General features: G+C 54.7%; 22 protein-coding genes. 8 read left to right on the top strand and 14 right to left on the bottom strand.

The window, feature by feature from the left end; genetic code table 11:
- Positions 1 to 75: 75 nt before the first annotated feature.
- Genes fliS through LOKVESSMR4R_RS17075 form a run of 4 tightly spaced genes read left to right on the top strand, consistent with a single transcriptional unit; the run spans position 76 to position 1646 of the window.
- The gene (gene fliS / locus LOKVESSMR4R_RS17060) at positions 76 to 450 is read left to right on the top strand and encodes a flagellar export chaperone FliS (RefSeq protein WP_237331831.1); all 375 of its coding nucleotides are present in this window, start codon (positions 76 to 78) and stop codon (positions 448 to 450) included.
- A complete protein-coding gene (locus LOKVESSMR4R_RS17065) occupies positions 447 to 746 on the top strand; it encodes a hypothetical protein (protein WP_087211150.1) in 300 nt (99 codons plus the stop codon). Before fliS ends, LOKVESSMR4R_RS17065 begins: the two co-directional genes overlap by 4 nt.
- A 20-nt stretch (positions 747 to 766) precedes the next feature.
- Entirely contained in the window at positions 767 to 1126 is a 360-nt protein-coding gene (locus LOKVESSMR4R_RS17070) for a hypothetical protein (RefSeq protein ID WP_157898264.1), read from the top strand.
- A 37-nt stretch (positions 1127 to 1163) separates the two neighbouring features.
- On the top strand, positions 1164 to 1646 hold the full coding sequence (locus LOKVESSMR4R_RS17075; protein ID WP_237331832.1) for a hypothetical protein: 483 nt from the start codon (positions 1164 to 1166) through the stop codon (positions 1644 to 1646).
- A gap of 7 nt (positions 1647 to 1653) precedes the next feature.
- Here LOKVESSMR4R_RS17075 and LOKVESSMR4R_RS17080 read toward each other — a convergent pair whose 3' ends face one another.
- The gene (locus tag LOKVESSMR4R_RS17080; RefSeq protein WP_087211156.1) at positions 1654 to 2157 is read right to left on the bottom strand and encodes a DUF1566 domain-containing protein; all 504 of its coding nucleotides are present in this window, start codon (positions 2155 to 2157) and stop codon (positions 1654 to 1656) included.
- Positions 2158 to 2232: 75 nt separating this feature from the next.
- Between LOKVESSMR4R_RS17080 and LOKVESSMR4R_RS17085 the strand changes: the two genes are divergently transcribed.
- The 4 genes from LOKVESSMR4R_RS17085 to istB are packed head-to-tail and all read left to right on the top strand — an operon-like array spanning position 2233 to position 5891.
- Positions 2233 to 2994, top strand: coding sequence for a motility protein A (locus LOKVESSMR4R_RS17085; protein ID WP_087211159.1), 762 nt, complete (start codon positions 2233 to 2235; stop codon positions 2992 to 2994).
- A gap of 27 nt (positions 2995 to 3021) precedes the next feature.
- Entirely contained in the window at positions 3022 to 4260 is a 1239-nt protein-coding gene (locus LOKVESSMR4R_RS17090) for a flagellar motor protein MotB (protein WP_087211161.1), read from the top strand.
- Positions 4261 to 4291: 31 nt separating this feature from the next.
- Positions 4292 to 5068, top strand: coding sequence for an Arm DNA-binding domain-containing protein (locus tag LOKVESSMR4R_RS17095; RefSeq protein WP_237331833.1), 777 nt, complete (start codon positions 4292 to 4294; stop codon positions 5066 to 5068).
- Positions 5069 to 5081: 13 nt separating this feature from the next.
- Positions 5082 to 5891 carry an IS21-like element helper ATPase IstB gene (gene istB, locus LOKVESSMR4R_RS17100; RefSeq protein WP_087211167.1) on the top strand — a complete coding sequence of 270 codons (810 nt, stop codon included), beginning with the start codon at positions 5082 to 5084 and terminating at the stop codon, positions 5889 to 5891.
- Between the two features lie 60 nt (positions 5892 to 5951).
- Here the strand turns inward: istB and rpoN are convergent, their stop codons facing one another.
- From rpoN to LOKVESSMR4R_RS17170, 13 genes are all read right to left on the bottom strand, one after another.
- Positions 5952 to 7298: an RNA polymerase factor sigma-54 gene (gene rpoN / locus LOKVESSMR4R_RS17105; RefSeq protein WP_237331834.1), complete on the bottom strand. Its 1347-nt coding sequence runs from the start codon at positions 7296 to 7298 to the stop codon at positions 5952 to 5954.
- A 245-nt stretch (positions 7299 to 7543) separates the two neighbouring features.
- Positions 7544 to 7843 (bottom strand): disulfide bond formation protein B, encoded by a 300-nt coding sequence (locus LOKVESSMR4R_RS17110; RefSeq protein WP_087211170.1) that lies wholly within the window; start codon positions 7841 to 7843, stop codon positions 7544 to 7546.
- A gap of 3 nt (positions 7844 to 7846) precedes the next feature.
- Positions 7847 to 8605 (bottom strand): DUF2628 domain-containing protein, encoded by a 759-nt coding sequence (locus LOKVESSMR4R_RS17115; protein WP_087211174.1) that lies wholly within the window; start codon positions 8603 to 8605, stop codon positions 7847 to 7849.
- Positions 8605 to 9435 (bottom strand): hypothetical protein, encoded by an 831-nt coding sequence (locus tag LOKVESSMR4R_RS17120; RefSeq protein WP_087211178.1) that lies wholly within the window; start codon positions 9433 to 9435, stop codon positions 8605 to 8607. Before LOKVESSMR4R_RS17120 ends, LOKVESSMR4R_RS17115 begins: the two co-directional genes overlap by 1 nt.
- 214 nt (positions 9436 to 9649) lie before the next feature.
- Entirely contained in the window at positions 9650 to 9877 is a 228-nt protein-coding gene (locus LOKVESSMR4R_RS17130) for a hypothetical protein (protein WP_087211185.1), read from the bottom strand.
- On the bottom strand, positions 9874 to 11025 hold the full coding sequence (locus LOKVESSMR4R_RS17135; protein ID WP_087211188.1) for an EscU/YscU/HrcU family type III secretion system export apparatus switch protein: 1152 nt from the start codon (positions 11023 to 11025) through the stop codon (positions 9874 to 9876). The genes LOKVESSMR4R_RS17130 and LOKVESSMR4R_RS17135 overlap by 4 nt, the downstream gene beginning before the upstream one ends.
- Complete coding sequence (gene fliR, locus LOKVESSMR4R_RS17140) at positions 11018 to 11755, bottom strand: flagellar biosynthetic protein FliR (RefSeq protein ID WP_237331835.1); 738 nt, start codon at positions 11753 to 11755, stop codon at positions 11018 to 11020. Before fliR ends, LOKVESSMR4R_RS17135 begins: the two co-directional genes overlap by 8 nt.
- 86 nt (positions 11756 to 11841) lie before the next feature.
- A complete protein-coding gene (fliQ, locus tag LOKVESSMR4R_RS17145; protein ID WP_087211194.1) occupies positions 11842 to 12108 on the bottom strand; it encodes a flagellar biosynthesis protein FliQ in 267 nt (88 codons plus the stop codon).
- Positions 12109 to 12111: 3 nt separating this feature from the next.
- Positions 12112 to 12840 carry a flagellar type III secretion system pore protein FliP gene (gene fliP / locus LOKVESSMR4R_RS17150; RefSeq protein ID WP_087213496.1) on the bottom strand — a complete coding sequence of 243 codons (729 nt, stop codon included), beginning with the start codon at positions 12838 to 12840 and terminating at the stop codon, positions 12112 to 12114.
- Between the two features lie 46 nt (positions 12841 to 12886).
- Complete coding sequence (locus tag LOKVESSMR4R_RS17155; RefSeq protein WP_087211197.1) at positions 12887 to 13168, bottom strand: hypothetical protein; 282 nt, start codon at positions 13166 to 13168, stop codon at positions 12887 to 12889.
- Positions 13169 to 13195: 27 nt separating this feature from the next.
- The gene (gene fliN, locus LOKVESSMR4R_RS17160) at positions 13196 to 13489 is read right to left on the bottom strand and encodes a flagellar motor switch protein FliN (protein ID WP_204248690.1); all 294 of its coding nucleotides are present in this window, start codon (positions 13487 to 13489) and stop codon (positions 13196 to 13198) included.
- A 30-nt stretch (positions 13490 to 13519) separates the two neighbouring features.
- Entirely contained in the window at positions 13520 to 14482 is a 963-nt protein-coding gene (gene fliM, locus LOKVESSMR4R_RS17165; RefSeq protein ID WP_087211203.1) for a flagellar motor switch protein FliM, read from the bottom strand.
- A 14-nt stretch (positions 14483 to 14496) separates the two neighbouring features.
- Complete coding sequence (locus LOKVESSMR4R_RS17170) at positions 14497 to 15084, bottom strand: flagellar basal body-associated FliL family protein (protein WP_087211206.1); 588 nt, start codon at positions 15082 to 15084, stop codon at positions 14497 to 14499.
- Positions 15085 to 15088 lie beyond the last annotated feature (4 nt).

Consider the following 15088-nt stretch of genomic DNA (forward strand, 5'->3'; position numbering starts at 1 on the left):
TGAACGCGCCACTAAACAAGTCGTGCAGTGAGTCGTTTCTACTTGGAGATCACAATGCCGACGGAGCCGTATTCGATGTCAATGTTAAGTCCCGCCGCAGTGTACAAGCGCCAGCAACAAAATCCGGGGTTCAATCCCGAAGACGGCCATCAATTGATCAAGGCGACACTGGAATATCTTGTGCGCAGCCTTGGCATCCTGATGCAGGAACCGGCGCGCGATAGCGAGATATTCAAGACCCATATCGCGCGCGTCTTGACCTCGATCTATGTGCTGCAATCAAGTCTGGATTTTGAACGGGGTGGGGAAATCTCTACCAACCTTTTCCAATTGTATGAATATTCCCGACAGCAGACCCTGAAACTGATGCGGAATGACGATACAGCGCAGATCGACAGGGCCTATCATTCGATTTCCGAAATCTTCGACGCCTGGCAGAAGATCAAGTGACGCCACGGCTGCATGACCCGCTTCTTGTCGCCTTGGAACAGGCCCAAGAGGCGCTGGAGGCCGCGTTACAAGACGCCGATTTTGATGCCGCAGAACGTATTGATCTGGACATGCAGGCATGTCTTGCCGGGCTGTCGGACGTTCCGGCAGCGCAAATACGCCATGACCTTGCGCGTTTGACCGCGATCATGGGCCGTCACAGGCAGGCGCGCGATGATCTGGTGGCACAGCTTGCGTGCTTGCAGCGCGATCAACGGCGGACCCGGGCGGTCCTTGCGGCCTATGCGAAAAACTGACGCCATCCGGGGCGGCACCGATGGCAAAAACCGCACTTGATTGTCTTTGTCGAAAAAGCCGCGGCTGGCTGCATGAATATTCCGGTTGTCTCTGCCACGGGACGCTTTATTGGATGTCGGAATATTCTAAAATCGCGCAGGCAAGGCTGGCTGAACTGATGGAATTGCAAGGCAGGCGGATGCCGCCTGCGACCCATCTGGCAAAAGCGGAAAATCAGGCCGGCGCAACACAATCGATCAAGACCATTCGTAACTTTTTCAATACAAGCCAATGGAAAACGGTCATAATAAAAGACGGTGACAGGCTCATTGGTTACATCACGGCAGACGCTTTGCTTAGGGCACAAAATCGAACGCAGGACGCGGCCATCCTCGTTTAAATTATGGTAACCTGACCAACAGAATGAAGGTTCTCCGATGTCTTACGCTCCAGATTGGATTTTGAACATTGTCTGCGCAAAAGTCGCAGAGCGTTATGTTCTTGGCAACTTGCCGATCGAAGCTTTTGCAAACCGCATGTCGCGGGAATTATTGCTGACCTATGCCGATTGCACCCCCGAAAAGCTGTATAGCGTGGCCGAAAACATGCTGTTTTTTCTGGCCGAAATCGAAGATGACAATGCGCTGGACCATTGCCATTCCTTCATCTACCGCGCGGTGCATTTCGACAAGGCCGACCGCCCCAGACGGTTGAAGGGCCTGTTTCTCGATCCTCTGGCCGCCGTCAAACAGCAAACCAGCAGCGATACCGTGTTCAAAAGCTTTCGGGCTTTCGTTTTCAGATCCCGCGCCGAGGGCAATCTGTCTGCCCCGGTCGAATGGAATGTGCGCAATCACAAAGAACTCATCTCGCTGGCCAATATTCTGGATATCGACGTGTCTTTTTCAGACGCGGTCTAGGCAAGGATCAGCGCGGGCGCACCAGCCGCACCGCGAAAGTCCGGTTTTCATGCGCGCGGCCATAGGCATGACCGGTAAAGAAATTAATGCTCCAATGCGCATGCGGCATCAGCCAATTGGTATCGCTGGTCCAGTAAAGGCCGGGATAGGTATTTGGAAAGACATTCTGATTGATCATCGGCGGTTCGGGGTTGTCGGCGATCAAGCGTTCCAGCTCTTCGCGGGTGGGCAGGCGCCAATCGGGACCGATATTGCGCTGGGCACGCTCGATCAACGAATCTACCGCGCCAAAGCGCACCAGCAAGGCTGACCCCACGCAGCTGTCATTTTCCCAGACCTGCCCGATGCTGCATCGCATCCAGTCCAGACCGCCCAGCACATCAATCACGATTGGCCCCTTGGCAACAAAGGTGGTTTCCTGCGCCTGCGCCGGGCGCAAAGCGAGGTTCACCATCCCGATGCTGATCATAAAGCACAGAATTGCGGCGTTGATATTGGCGATACCCGGCATCTCATTCCTTTCAAAGCGCTACTTGGCACCTTCTTTGCATGAAGTGTGCCGAACTGTTTTATCGGGAGACATACCATGGATATCGCATCCCTACTCGGACTTGTTGGGTGCTTTGCAATGATCGTCGGCGCAATGATCGTTGGCGGCGGTGTTGGCCCATTTTTTGATGTTCCCTCTGCGCTTATCGTGATTGGTGGCACGTTCTTCGCTGCCATGTATACCACGCCGCTTCCGACCTTTCTGAACAGCTTTGTCGCGATGTCCAAGGCTTTCTTGCCGCCGGTGAAAAAGCAGAATGTCCTGATCGAACGTATGGTCGAGCTGGCAGGCATCGCGCGCAAGGATGGCATGATGGCGCTAGAGGGGCAGGCTGTCCCGGACAAGTTCTTTGAAAAGGGTATGCAGCTTTTGGTGGACGGCGCGGATGAAACCAAGCTGGTCAAACAGCTGAACGCCGAATTGAAATCGATGAAAAGCCGGCATGAAGCCAATCAGAACGTTGTCAAAGCCTGGATCGACCTGGCCCCGGCAATGGGCATGATCGGCACATTGATCGGTCTGGTGCTGATGTTGGGGAATATGGAAGACCCCAAGGCGATTGGCCCCGCGATGGCCGTTGCCTTGCTGACAACCATGTATGGGGCGATCGTGGCCAATGTGTTGTTCGGGCCGCTTTTGACGAAGCTTCAGGGCTACACGGCCTATGAAGTCGCTTACCGCGAAATGGTGGTTCTGGGGTTGCGCAATATCGCGCGCGGGGAATCACCGCGCAATATTCAGGATCAGATGGTTTCGAACCTTCCACCAAAGATGCAGGCGAAAATCGACGCCGCGTAACTTTGCACCAACAAGAAGGTTTCCCCGATGTCCGAGGCAGTCGAAGCAGAACAAGACGAAGAGGACGAAGAATGTCCAAAGTGCCCCCCCGTCGGGGCACCTGCATGGATGGCCACCTTTGCCGATCTTGCGACATTGCTGATGGCGTTTTTCGTGCTGATCTTGTCCTTTGCCGAAATGAATGTCCCGAAGTTCAAGCAGATTTCCGGGTCTCTTAAGGATTCTTTCGGCGTGCAGCGGATCATCCCTGTCGTCGAACAGCCGATGGGCACCACCGTTCTTGAAATGAACTTCAGCCCCTCGCCTTCACCCTCTGTCTTGGATGAAGCAACGCAGGAGACGACCGAAATCCGCGAACCCGAGGTGAAACTTCCCACCGATAACCGGGATATGGATGGCGAAGACCAGCTGTTGGAAGGCGAGGTGGAATTCGAAGGGCTGGGCGGAGAAAACGCGCAGAATATCGCTGAAAACGAAAATATGTCGGATGCCGAAAAACTGGCTGCGGCGCTGGAACAAATCGGCAGCGCGGTCAACATCGACGCCGAGATCGTCGAAGGCAAGGTTGCCATCAACATGAATGCCGAGGATGCCTCGCCGCAGGAATTGATCGCCAAGTTTCAGCGCGTCGGACAGGCGATCGAAATTGCCGGACTTGCGACAGGCAAAGCAGAACAAGAAATTCTCTTTGGCGGCTTGGACGAGACATTGAATGACCTGATTTCCATGGTCTCTGAAATTCAGCGCCAGCAACAAGAAAGCGGCGGCGCCACCTTGGACGATGCGCTGAGCCAAGTGGCCCGCGCCACCCAAATGGCGCAAGAGGCCGAGGCGCAATTGCGCGCCAATCTACAGGATGAGATCGACCAGGGGCTGGTCACGGTGGAACAGCGTGACGGCACGGTTTATGTCAATCTGGGCGCGGGGGGCGCTTTCCCGTCCGGTTCGGCTGATCTGACCGCCCAGGCCCGGGGCATCATCGACGAGCTTGCCGCCGTCACCGTCGATCCGTCCAGCAAGGTCGTTGTTTCTGGGCATACGGACAATGTGCCGATCTCATTTGGCGCGCTCTACCGGGACAATTGGGACCTGGCCGCCGCGCGTGCGGCAAGTGTTGTCCAAGAAATCGAAGCAAGTATTCCCGCACCGGGCCGCGAAATGTCGGCGATTAGCTTTGGTGAAACGAAACCAATCGCAGATAATAACACGGCCGAGGGCCGCGAACGTAATCGCAGAATCGAACTTGAAATCGAATTTGGACAATAGCGCTGCGGGGCAAGCCGCAGCAGCGCCATTCATGAAGGGTAATCAAAGCGCAATGTTGAACAAGCTGAAACTTGCCGGGCTTGGCGGGGGCGCATCCGGTCAGCATGCGAAATTCACCAAACGCAAGTCGGACCAGGAAGGCTGGACCGCCGGCGTCTTTCTGAAATCGCGCGCCAATGGGGACCGGATCTGGCTTCAGCGGATCATGATCGACGGCAAACGGCGCGAAATAGAGCTGGGGTCCTTCCTGACCCTGTCACTGGCCGAGGCGCGGGCTGCGGCACAAGAAAACCGCAAGACCATTGCCGAAGGCGGCGATATCTTTGCAGAACTGCGGCGCCAACACCGGCAAGATATCCGCGACCGGATCAGGCGGCTGTCGGCCAAGCTGAATGAAAACACGGCCTTGCCCGCGCAACAGCCGATCCCGCAAGACCCGGCACCTGGGCCGAGGCCTGTTGCGATTGAACAGCCCGATGCGCCCATCGCTGATGCCGCGTCAGAAGAATCCGATATCGCCAAGGTGCGCGCGCTTGGGCCGCATATCGACGCGGCGCTCTCTGTCATCCTCGAAGCTGTCCCCGCAGATGTCGATTCCAGCTATGTGTCACAGGATATGCTGGCGCTGGCCACGGCCTGCGGCATCGACATGCTGGAACAGGCCTGCCGGGTGACGCTTGAAAAAGGCGACTGCACGCTTTTGTCGATCGTCGCAATTCTGGACGAAGATGCCGCCGCCACCGATGCGGATGAAAACGCCAACCCTATCGCGCATGGCAATATACGCGGGCCCGAACACTTTCACTAAAAAGGATTTCCAAATGTCGACAGACGCAACATATCAGGCGCTCCGCGCGTTGAAACTTGACGGCATGGCGGATGTTTTTGCCGAGCTGGCGGCCCAGAACGCCAAGGCATCTTTGGACCCGACACAATGGGTCAGCCATATGGTCGCGCGCGAAAAATCGATCCGGGATGCACGGCGTCTGCAAAGCCGTTTGCGCGCTGCACGCTTGCGCCAAGCTGATGCCACGATGGACAAGGTCGATTTCACCGCGGAACGCACCCTTGACCGCCCCGCTTTCGAGGCCTTGCGTGGCGGCGCCTGGATCGAGACGCACCGCACCGTTCTGATGTCCGGCCCCTGCGGCGTCGGCAAATCCTTTCTGGCCTGCGCCTTGGGTCACGAGGCCTGCAAACACGACAAAAGCGTCCTGTATTTCCGGATGCCCCAACTGTTTGCAGAGCTGGCAAATGCCAAACAGGCCGGGACCTATGATCGGCTGTTCAACAAGATCAAGCGCACCGATGTGCTGATCCTGGACGATTGGGGGCCAGATCTGATGACCGCCGCGCAACGACGCGATCTGATGGAAATCGTCGATGCCCGGTATGAACGCAAATCCACCGTGATCACCAGCCAGCTGCCGTTTGAAAAATGGTATGACATCATCGCCGACCCGACCTTGGCGGATGCCATTCTGGACCGGCTTGTTCACCAGGCCTATCGGTTTGACCTGGCTGGCGTGTCGATGCGCAAGGCACCGGTTGACGTCAAAAAGGACATCCCCAGCGCAAAACCAAGCTTTGGTCGCCTGCTCAGCAAGCCCGCGCATCCAGCAAACAGATAGCGCATATCACCCGCACCACAGGCGGCGGCTGTCCGGAATCGCCGGATTGGCCGCGCCTTTTTACACGGCCGCGCGCAGACGGTAGGATCTGCGCCGTTGCGACGATGACGGGATCTTGTCGAGTTTGCGATATTTGGCGATCGTCCGCCTTGCAATGTTCAGACCCTCGCATTGCAAGCTCTGCGCGATAAACTCATCGCTTAACGGCCCCGACGGATTCTCTGCCCCAATCAGATTGCGGATCTTTTCGCGCACCATACGCGCTGATACACCCTCGTCCGTGCCATCAAGTTCGATGGCCGTGCTGAAGAATGTCTTTAGCGGGAACGTCCCCTGCGGCGTTTGCATCATCAAGGATGATGTCACCCTGCTGATGGTGCTTTCATGCAGCCCGACCGCATCTGCGACGGTCTTCAACTTCAGCGGCCGCATATGTTGCATACCATGTTCAAGAAAGGCTTTCTGAAAACGCACGATCTCGGCGGCGACCTTGATACTGGTCTCGTTTCTCTGCGCAATCGCCCGCTTCAGCCAGCGCGCATTGCCCAGCGTGTCGCGCACATAGGCTTGGTCGCTGTCATGTTTGACAAGCTTGCGCACGCGGCGGCCTTCGATCTCATCGACTTTCAGAATGGGCAAGGTCGCGCCATTCAATTCCACGAACCACGCGCCGTCAGGGCCGCGCGCGGCAAGGATATCGGGCGCGCGCGCCGCCATCATTGCATCATCCGCCAGCGCAAGACCCGGCTTGGGGTTGAAACCGCGCAAACGGCGCAACAGGCGCTTTACCTCCTCTGCCGAACATCCGATTTTCCTGCGCAATTCAACGATGGCACCGCGTTCCACCAGCTGCAGGTTTTCCACCACGATCAGCAAGGCCGCGCGATCCGGGTCATCCAAGGCAATCTGCAAGGCCAGACATTCCGCGAGGTTTCTGGCAAACAGCCCGGCAGGCTCTGCCGTTTGCAATTTGCGCAAGACGGCGTGGACCGGCTGTTCATCCAGACCCAGATTGCTGGCCAGCACAGACAGCGGGACCGACAACCAGCCCGACGGCTCGACATGGCTGGCGATTGCATAGCCGATGGCGCGTTCAGCCTGTTCTGTCAAAATATCGTCAACCTGCGCGAAAAGCTGGGCAGCGAAACCTTGCGTTGAGGTATCGGCCAACAGGCTGATCGGATCAAAAGACGGGTCGCGCTGCGATGCGCTGATCAGGGGCGGCGTCGCAATGCGTATTTGCGGCAGCTCGACCTCTACAAACGGATTTTCTTCGGCAATCTTTTCGACGTAGTTCGACAGCTCGATATTATTGAAAAGCAGCAGTTTTATCGCCTGCTGAAGCTGCGGCGTAAAAACAAGCGACTGCTTTTGCGCAAGATGCGCATTGGGGGACATATACAACATGAGGAAACTTTTCTCTTTTTGTTAATACTAAATTAACGAAGAATAATTTCTGCGGGGACTATCTTTCAGACAGAATGAACCTCTTTCGGTCATTCTTGTCGGATTGGCCTGAAAATTGCTCTATTGGGCATATACGCGATGCGGTCAGCCTATGCGCATCGGATTTTCAGGCGATTTCTTATCGACGAAACCAAGATTTTGCATTCGCCCCGCCAGCCTGGCGCGCAATTCCATCAAATCACCCGTCACGATGGCCTGTCAGAATCATCAGCCCGCGTTGCCAGATATTCCGCAACGCTTTTCACGATCGCGATGATCCCGAATCCCGCCACAAAACAGATCGACAGGGTCAATGGACCCAGCCCTTGCAAGATCGCAAAAGTGCCGGGCGCGATTAACTGCAGGATGCCAACCCCAGCAGCCGCAATCAAAAACAGCCGGATCACCTGACAGCGCTGGCAGGGTTGCTTGGCTGATCGAGGCCGCCGTTGACGCGAATTCGGTGTCGATTCCGACATCTCTGAACTATCTGTCTCTGTCTTCATCGCTCACACAATCTCGACATCAATGGCCAGCCCGTCTGCCTTTTCCCTGCTCGTGAACTTGAATTGCAATTTGTCATTGAAATCCAACGCGACCGCCTGAGCATTATGTTCGTCACTGGCCGCAAAAACCATCCGCCGCCGCATGCCTTCTCTTTGCATCGACGAAAGCCCAAGTGGGACCTGCCTTATGCCAACATAGACACACATGAAAAAATACATCAGCAGACCCAAGAATTGATGGACCACGAATGCTGTCATAATCGCACAGGTAAAGGCCGCCAGCTGTTCCCACAAACGACGCGAAATCAGCCATAAAGGCGGGAAGATCATGGCCAGAAATGATTTGCGCATCTCGAACACATCGGCCGCATTTTCACCATCCGCCAGAATTACATAATTGCTCAGCGTTCGGATATAGGCGATGGACATCGCAGTTTTGAAATCACGAAAGGCCTGCGCCTCTTCTCCGGCCAGAATAATCGAATCCTTGGGAAAGGGTTTTGACACGAAAACAGAAAACATTTTCTGGTCGCGCACGATCGTCGCCAGAACAGGGCGTCCCGTTCTTTCAATCGCGGTCCTGACCGTGGCTTCGATAGATCCGATCTGCGACCAATGTTTGCCATTCACCGCGATCACAACATCATCGTTTTGCAGAAAATAATCCCGCTGCAAACCCGTCCCTTTGACCTTGACCAGTTTCAGCGGTCCGGGCGCTGCGACCTCGACAATTTTTTCTTCGGGCGGGCTGCTTACAGCCATCACGGAAACTTAATAATATCAGGGTCTTGCCGGGCTTGCGATGGGCTGGCACCCGATGTCGATGCGCCCGCCTGCAGCCTGTTGATCCGCTGCGCGATTTCCTGAAGACGCGTTTCCATCTGTTCTTTGATCGCGACCAATTCTTCTGCGCCCGCGCTATTGCCTGCGGCATCAGCCGCCTGGGATAGATCGGTGATCATATCGGTAATCGTCTCTGATTGCGCCGTGAATGTATCACGCATCACCGTGGATACATTCATTGCCAACTCTCCGTTTAATGTCGCTATTCTGTCGCCGATGTCCTGCGCCAGCGTCTCTGACCGCATTTGCGCCGCTTCCAGCGTATCAAACGCGGCCAGCATATCATTCATCGCCGCCAATTCGGATCGCAACGCGGAGGTATCATCCAAGGCCTGCGCCGCGACAGAAACCCTTTCGTTCAAGACGGTCAATTCATCACGCAACCGCGCCATCTGTGAATCGAGCGCGACAATGGGAACCAATTTGTCGTCCATCGTGGACACGTTTTCAGCCAGAATGGTCAGCAATTCGGTATTGGTCGCGCTCAGCCGTTCCAAACCGGACGCCGACCTTTGCCAGATCGTCGCCATTAGCAATATCGCTAAAACCGCGACGCCGCCGCCAGCCATCAAGGCCATGCGTGACATCTTTTCCAACCGCTGCGCGGCGGTCACCGTTTGTTCGAATTGCGCCGAGATCCGCTCGAATTCGGCGGTCACATCCATTGACGCTTCGGCCGCATCAAGAGCGATCTGAATGCTCTGATCGAGATCCGGGCTATCGGCAGTCTTGGGGGAACGTGCGGCCATGTTTCGGTTTCCTGCTACTTAGATTTGCGCACAATGGGCGCTTTAGGGGTGTAGAATGCACATTCTGTGCCAGTTGTCTGAAGAACGACCCGCGCTGGCAATTCTTTGGATTTGAAACCAAAGCGATCGCATTTCCACGGGTTTTGCCGCTGATAGGTCACGCCTAAATACTGGCAGTCACCACAAATCATGCGCGGTGGTTTGTTGTTTGCTGTCATTTGCGAAATTGCCTGACCCAGCGCCAAAGATTATGCAGATGAAACCGCAGCGCACCCGCCAGCGCCAGCAAACCGCACAGACCGATCATCACGGCGTAACCTGTCGCGCCCTCCTCTTGGTAAAGGCGCGCCTCGCCTACAAAGTAAACACCGGAAATAGCCAGCGCGAAAGTGCTGATCATCTCACCGCGTGTCTGGTGCTTTCGGCGCTTGAATTGGGTCATGACAGCGACTTTCCATTTGAATCAAACAGCATATCGTCGGGTAATTCGACATCCGGCGCGTCGACCTGCTCGCCCTTGTTCAGTTGGTAGATGAAAGCCAGCACAGCCGCGACCGCCGTATAGAGCGGCGGCGGAATCTCATCTCCGATCTTGCCTGCAAAGAACAAGGCGCGGGCCAGTAATTCGTTGGAAAAGACCGTGACGCCCGCGTCTTTGCCAAGGCGGATAATCTCTTGCGCCTGATGGCCGCGCCCCATTGCCAGAATTGTCGGCGCGCCACTGGTCCCAATCTCGTATTTCAAGGCGACAGCAAAATGGATCGGGTTGGTAATAATCGCGGTTGCGCTTGGCACTTGGTCCATGGCTTCGCGCCGCTGTTTCGCCCGCGCACCCGCAGTCATTTGAAGGCGACGGATCTTGGCTTTGACTTCTGGGGAGCCTTCCGTTTGCTTGCTTTCATCCTTCAATTCCTGAAGCGTCATTTTGAGTTTCTTGTTGTGATCATATTGTTGATAAACGACGTCGAACATCGCGATAATAGCAAGAACCAGAAGAAAGACGATGATCAGCAAAACAAAGACATCACCCAGACGGGACATACCACCAAACAGATGCGTCGCCTGCGACGTCAGCAATTTGTCGACTTCGCTGGTGAATACAAAAATGGCTGCGCCGATCAGCGACGCAACTTTGCCCACGGCTTTGAGCATTTCGACCAGGGCTTTGACCGAAAACATGCGCTTCAACCCGGCTGTTGGGTCGATACGATTGGGCTTGAAGGCCAATGCCGAAGTGGACCAGTTGATGCTGCCGGACATTGTCATTTGCGTCAGCACGATAATCACCAGCAAAGGCAGTGCGAAAATGACCGATTTCCAGAATATGAATGTGAAAGACGCACCCATATTGCGGTAGATTTCGTCTTGCAGCCCGTTTTCGCCAGAAAAGCGCAGCAGGGACGACCATTCCAGCAAGATCGTCGCGAAAAACGGCGACAGCCCAAAGTACAGCAGGAAACCAGCCAGTAATGTGCTGAGAACAAACAATTCCTTAGAGCTGGCGACCTGTCCATCTTCCTTGGCTTTTTCCAGCCGTTTCTGGGTTGGTTCTTCGGTCTTTTCTTGACCGTCGCTTTCAGGATCAGCCAACTTCTGCCTCCGCGATGGTGTCTTCGATGAATTCGAGAATAAATTCGACCAGCTCGGCTATGCCGTTGGCAAATGGCGTGGTCGAAACATAAAGCGCCACAAAGCATGTCAGGATCGTCAGCGGAAACCCAAATGAAAACAAATTCAACTGCGGCGCGGACCGCGTCACAACACCCACCGTGATATTCGCCAAAAGCAGGATCGAAACGACAGGCAGCATCAGTTGCGACGCAATCGTAAACATATGGCCCGCAGCGGCCAATCCTCCGCTGACAAAGGCGCTAAATTGGAACGGCTGACCGAGTGGCAGTATTTCGTAACTCATCCTGATCAATGCAATCATATGCAGATGCCCATTCAACGAAAGAAATGCGGCAATAGCGAAAAGATTGAGAAACTGGCTGACCACCGGCGTCTGTCCGCCAGAGTTCGGGTCCATCTGCGCGGCAAAGCCAAGTCCCGCAGAGGCGGCGATTTTCTCGCCTGTCAGGGCAACGGCAGAAAAGACAATCGTGAATGCCAGACCCAGCGACAGACCAATTGCGATCTCGATCAACGCGATTTCGATCATGGCCAGAAACGGTAAATTGGTCGGATCTGGTACCTCGATCATACCATAAAAGCCAAGGGCCATCACGACGCTGACAATCACCCTGACTTGCACGGGGATGGCCGCAGCGCCGAAAAAAGGTGCGGAAAGGAAAAACGCGCTCAGGCGCAGCGTATGCAAAAAGAAAACCAGCATAAAGTCGATCAGGAACTGAAGCTCGACCCCGCCCAGCCCCAGAACGTCGTCAAGCGTGGGGACCTGACCTATCATTTCAACAAACGGATTTGTTCGAAAATAGATGCAAAGTAATCTGTCATCTCTTGCATCATGAATGACGACAAAGCCGCCATCGCCGCCAAAACAATGACCAGCTTTGGCACAAAACTTAACGTCATTTCATTGATGCTGGTGGCCGCTTGCAGAATACCGATGACAAGCCCGACCGCCAGCGCGACACCAAGAATGGGGCCAGAGGCGATAATGATCTGCCAAAAGGCGGCTCTTAGACTTTCTATGTTGCTGTCAAACTCCATCGGTCAATTCACATATGTCGAGGCGATCGAACCAATGGTCATGGCCCAGCCATCCACCAAGACGAAAAGCAAGAGTTTGAATGGCAGTGCGACCAACATCGGGCTCAGCATCATCATCCCCAAGGACATCAGGATCGACGCGATGACGAGGTCGATCACCAGAAAGGGAAGAAATAGCAAGAAACCGATCTGAAACGCGGTTTTCAGCTCGGATGTGATAAACGCTGGCAAAAGAACAGCATATGGCACGTCTTCGTTCGTGGCATAGGGCGCATCGCCGGCCATTTCGGCGAACATTGCCAATTCGGCCTCTCTGGTGTTGAGGATCAGAAAACCGCGCATGATATTTGCCGAGCTTTCAACCGCCGCGATTGCCGATAATTCCCCGGCAAGATATGGGGAAATGGCCGTCGTATAGATATCTTCGAATGTGGGCGCCATGACATAGAATGTCAGAAAAAGCGCAATAGAGATCAGGACCTGATTGGGCGGCGTTTGCTGCGTGCCCATCGCCTGTCGCAAAATCGATAGAATGATGATGATCCGCGTGAATGCGGTAATACCCAGCAAAAACGATGGCAGGATCGTCAACACCGTCATCAATGCAAGTATTTGCAATGACAGCGAATAGGTGGTCTCGCCGTCGTCGCCGACCAGCACGTTCAATGCGGGCAGGCCGCCGCCGTCTTGTGCAAAGGCGGCTCCCAGCGGGAGGCTGCATAATACGATCATCCCGAATAGACGGGCGAAGACCGAAGTTAACCGCTTGATGCCTGCGCTATTCATTCGCAGGCTTTCGTGGTGGCAGCAATAGCATCGTCGCTGCCTTGCCCGGGCCATGGACAATCGCGACGGATTGTCCGTCCAATTCGAATAACGACACTTGCGTCGTGCGATCAATACGCTGCGTTTCGCATAGTTTGATGCTGGATTCAGCGGGCAATATCCGTTGACGCAAAACGCCAGCTTTCGACACGATAATCTGGCGGGCAATCAGCAAGACCGCCAGAAACACCACCACAATCACGATGCTGGACGTATCAAAGATGGGGTTTTGCATGATATTTCCCTTCCGCAGATCGACGGATCAAATGCTTCCGACGCGGTTTTCAGGGTCGACGATATCCGAGAAACGGATGCCGAAACGTTCGCCGACCATCACGATTTCGCCCTTTGCGATCAGCGTGCCGTTTACAAGAATATCCAGCGGTTCACCGGCCAGACGGTCCAGTTCCACGACCGATCCTTCGTTAAGACGCAGCAATTCGCTGATTGAAATCTCTGTCCGGCCGACTTCGACCGACATTTCGACTTCGATGTTTTCAAGCGCGCGCAATTTATCACTCTCTGGGCCGCGGGGGTCTTTGTCCTGATTTTCCATATTTGGTTCTTCCATCTTGTTATGCCGCGCCTAATCCAGCTTTTGGGTGATCGTAATTGCGCTTGTGCCAGCGACTTCACCGATATCGGCAAAGAACATTTTCTGGCCCTGCACCAGCACGCTTAATCCTTCGCGCAGTTGGATCGGGTAGACGTCACCCTTTCGCATGCTGATCAAATCCCGCAGCGAAACACGCGGCTTGCTCAGTTGCACATTGATCGGCAGGCGAACTTCGGAAACAGCCCTTTCCAGACGTTCGCGCCAGGTCATATCGTCGTCGATGACTTCGGATTGCATCCGCGAGCGCAGCTGCGCCGCAATCGGTTTCAGGGTCTGTAGCGGATAGAGGATGTCAATCCTGGCATCATCCGCCTTTGGCAATTGCACTGAAAAGCTGCAAACGATGACGATTTCGCCCCCGTCGACAAAGGATGCGAATTGCAGATTTTCCTCGCGCGATTCATCGCTAAAGGTCAATTGCATCAAATCCTGCCAGGCTGAAAGAAGCGTCCTGTTCAACCCGTCGGTAATGATCTCGATCACGCGCGTTTCGGTCGCGGTGAATTCGGCCCTTGGCTGATATTTCAACCCAAGATCCCCGCCATAATAAGCATTGATCAATGCCGAGATGAAACCGGGCTGGATCACCATCATCTTGCTGCCGCGCAATTCGTCGATGCGCGACGTTGTCAAACTCATCAACGCAGGGGCATTGTCGCAATATTCGTCAAATGTTTTGACCTCGGGCATCAGCGCCGTGATGCGCGGCTGCACGCGCAGCATCGGCTGGAAAACGCTGCGGGCCAATCGTGCAAATCGTTCATTGATGACGCGCAGGGCATAATAATCCCCAAGCAAGGACAAATCGTCAGAGCCAAATACAAAATCACGGATATTCTTGGACGCGGATACGTCGGCTTTGGCCTTGGCACTGGTGTCGACGCTACTGATCAGCGCGTCGACTTCATCCTGTGTGAGTTTCTTGGAGGACATTTAAATTTCTGCGCCTATTGCATCACGAATGAAGTCAGCAAAACGCCTTCCACACCGCCAAAGCCTTCGAGCTCTTCCAAAGTGGCATTAATCGCCTCTTTCAAATCCTCCGCCAAGATGCTGCGGGCTTCTCGGCCGACGACATCGGTCTCGGTATAATCGCTGAGCGTGGCAAGAATGGCAGCTCTGACCGCAGGCAGGTTGGATTCGACATTTTGCAGAATGGCCTGATCATATCGGGTCGATAACCCGATGCCGATTTGCAAAAACCGGCGCGAATCTTTGAGGTTTGTCGTCAATGTCCCCGGCAGCTCGTAGTAAAGTGTTTCGAAGACTTCGCTTTTGATGCTGTCTTTAGAAACTTGCTGCGGGGGGCCATCACCGGCGGCCTCTTCGGTTTCCACCTCGGCGATCTCAGCAGCAGGGGCCCTGTTTCTTTCGATGATTTCGGCGGCAATTTGTTCCGGAGAATTGCTCGCAGTGCCAAACAGGACATAACCCACGCCCAGACCGGCGCCCATCATGACCAAGCCAAGCACAGCGAATATCAGTATCTTAACAATACCGGATTTTTTCTTTTTTGGCTCTTCTTCTTCAGACATCTCT

The sequence above is a fragment of the Yoonia vestfoldensis genome, from assembly GCF_002158905.1.
In the GTDB taxonomy this organism is placed as follows: Bacteria; Pseudomonadota; Alphaproteobacteria; order Rhodobacterales; family Rhodobacteraceae; genus Yoonia; species Yoonia vestfoldensis_B.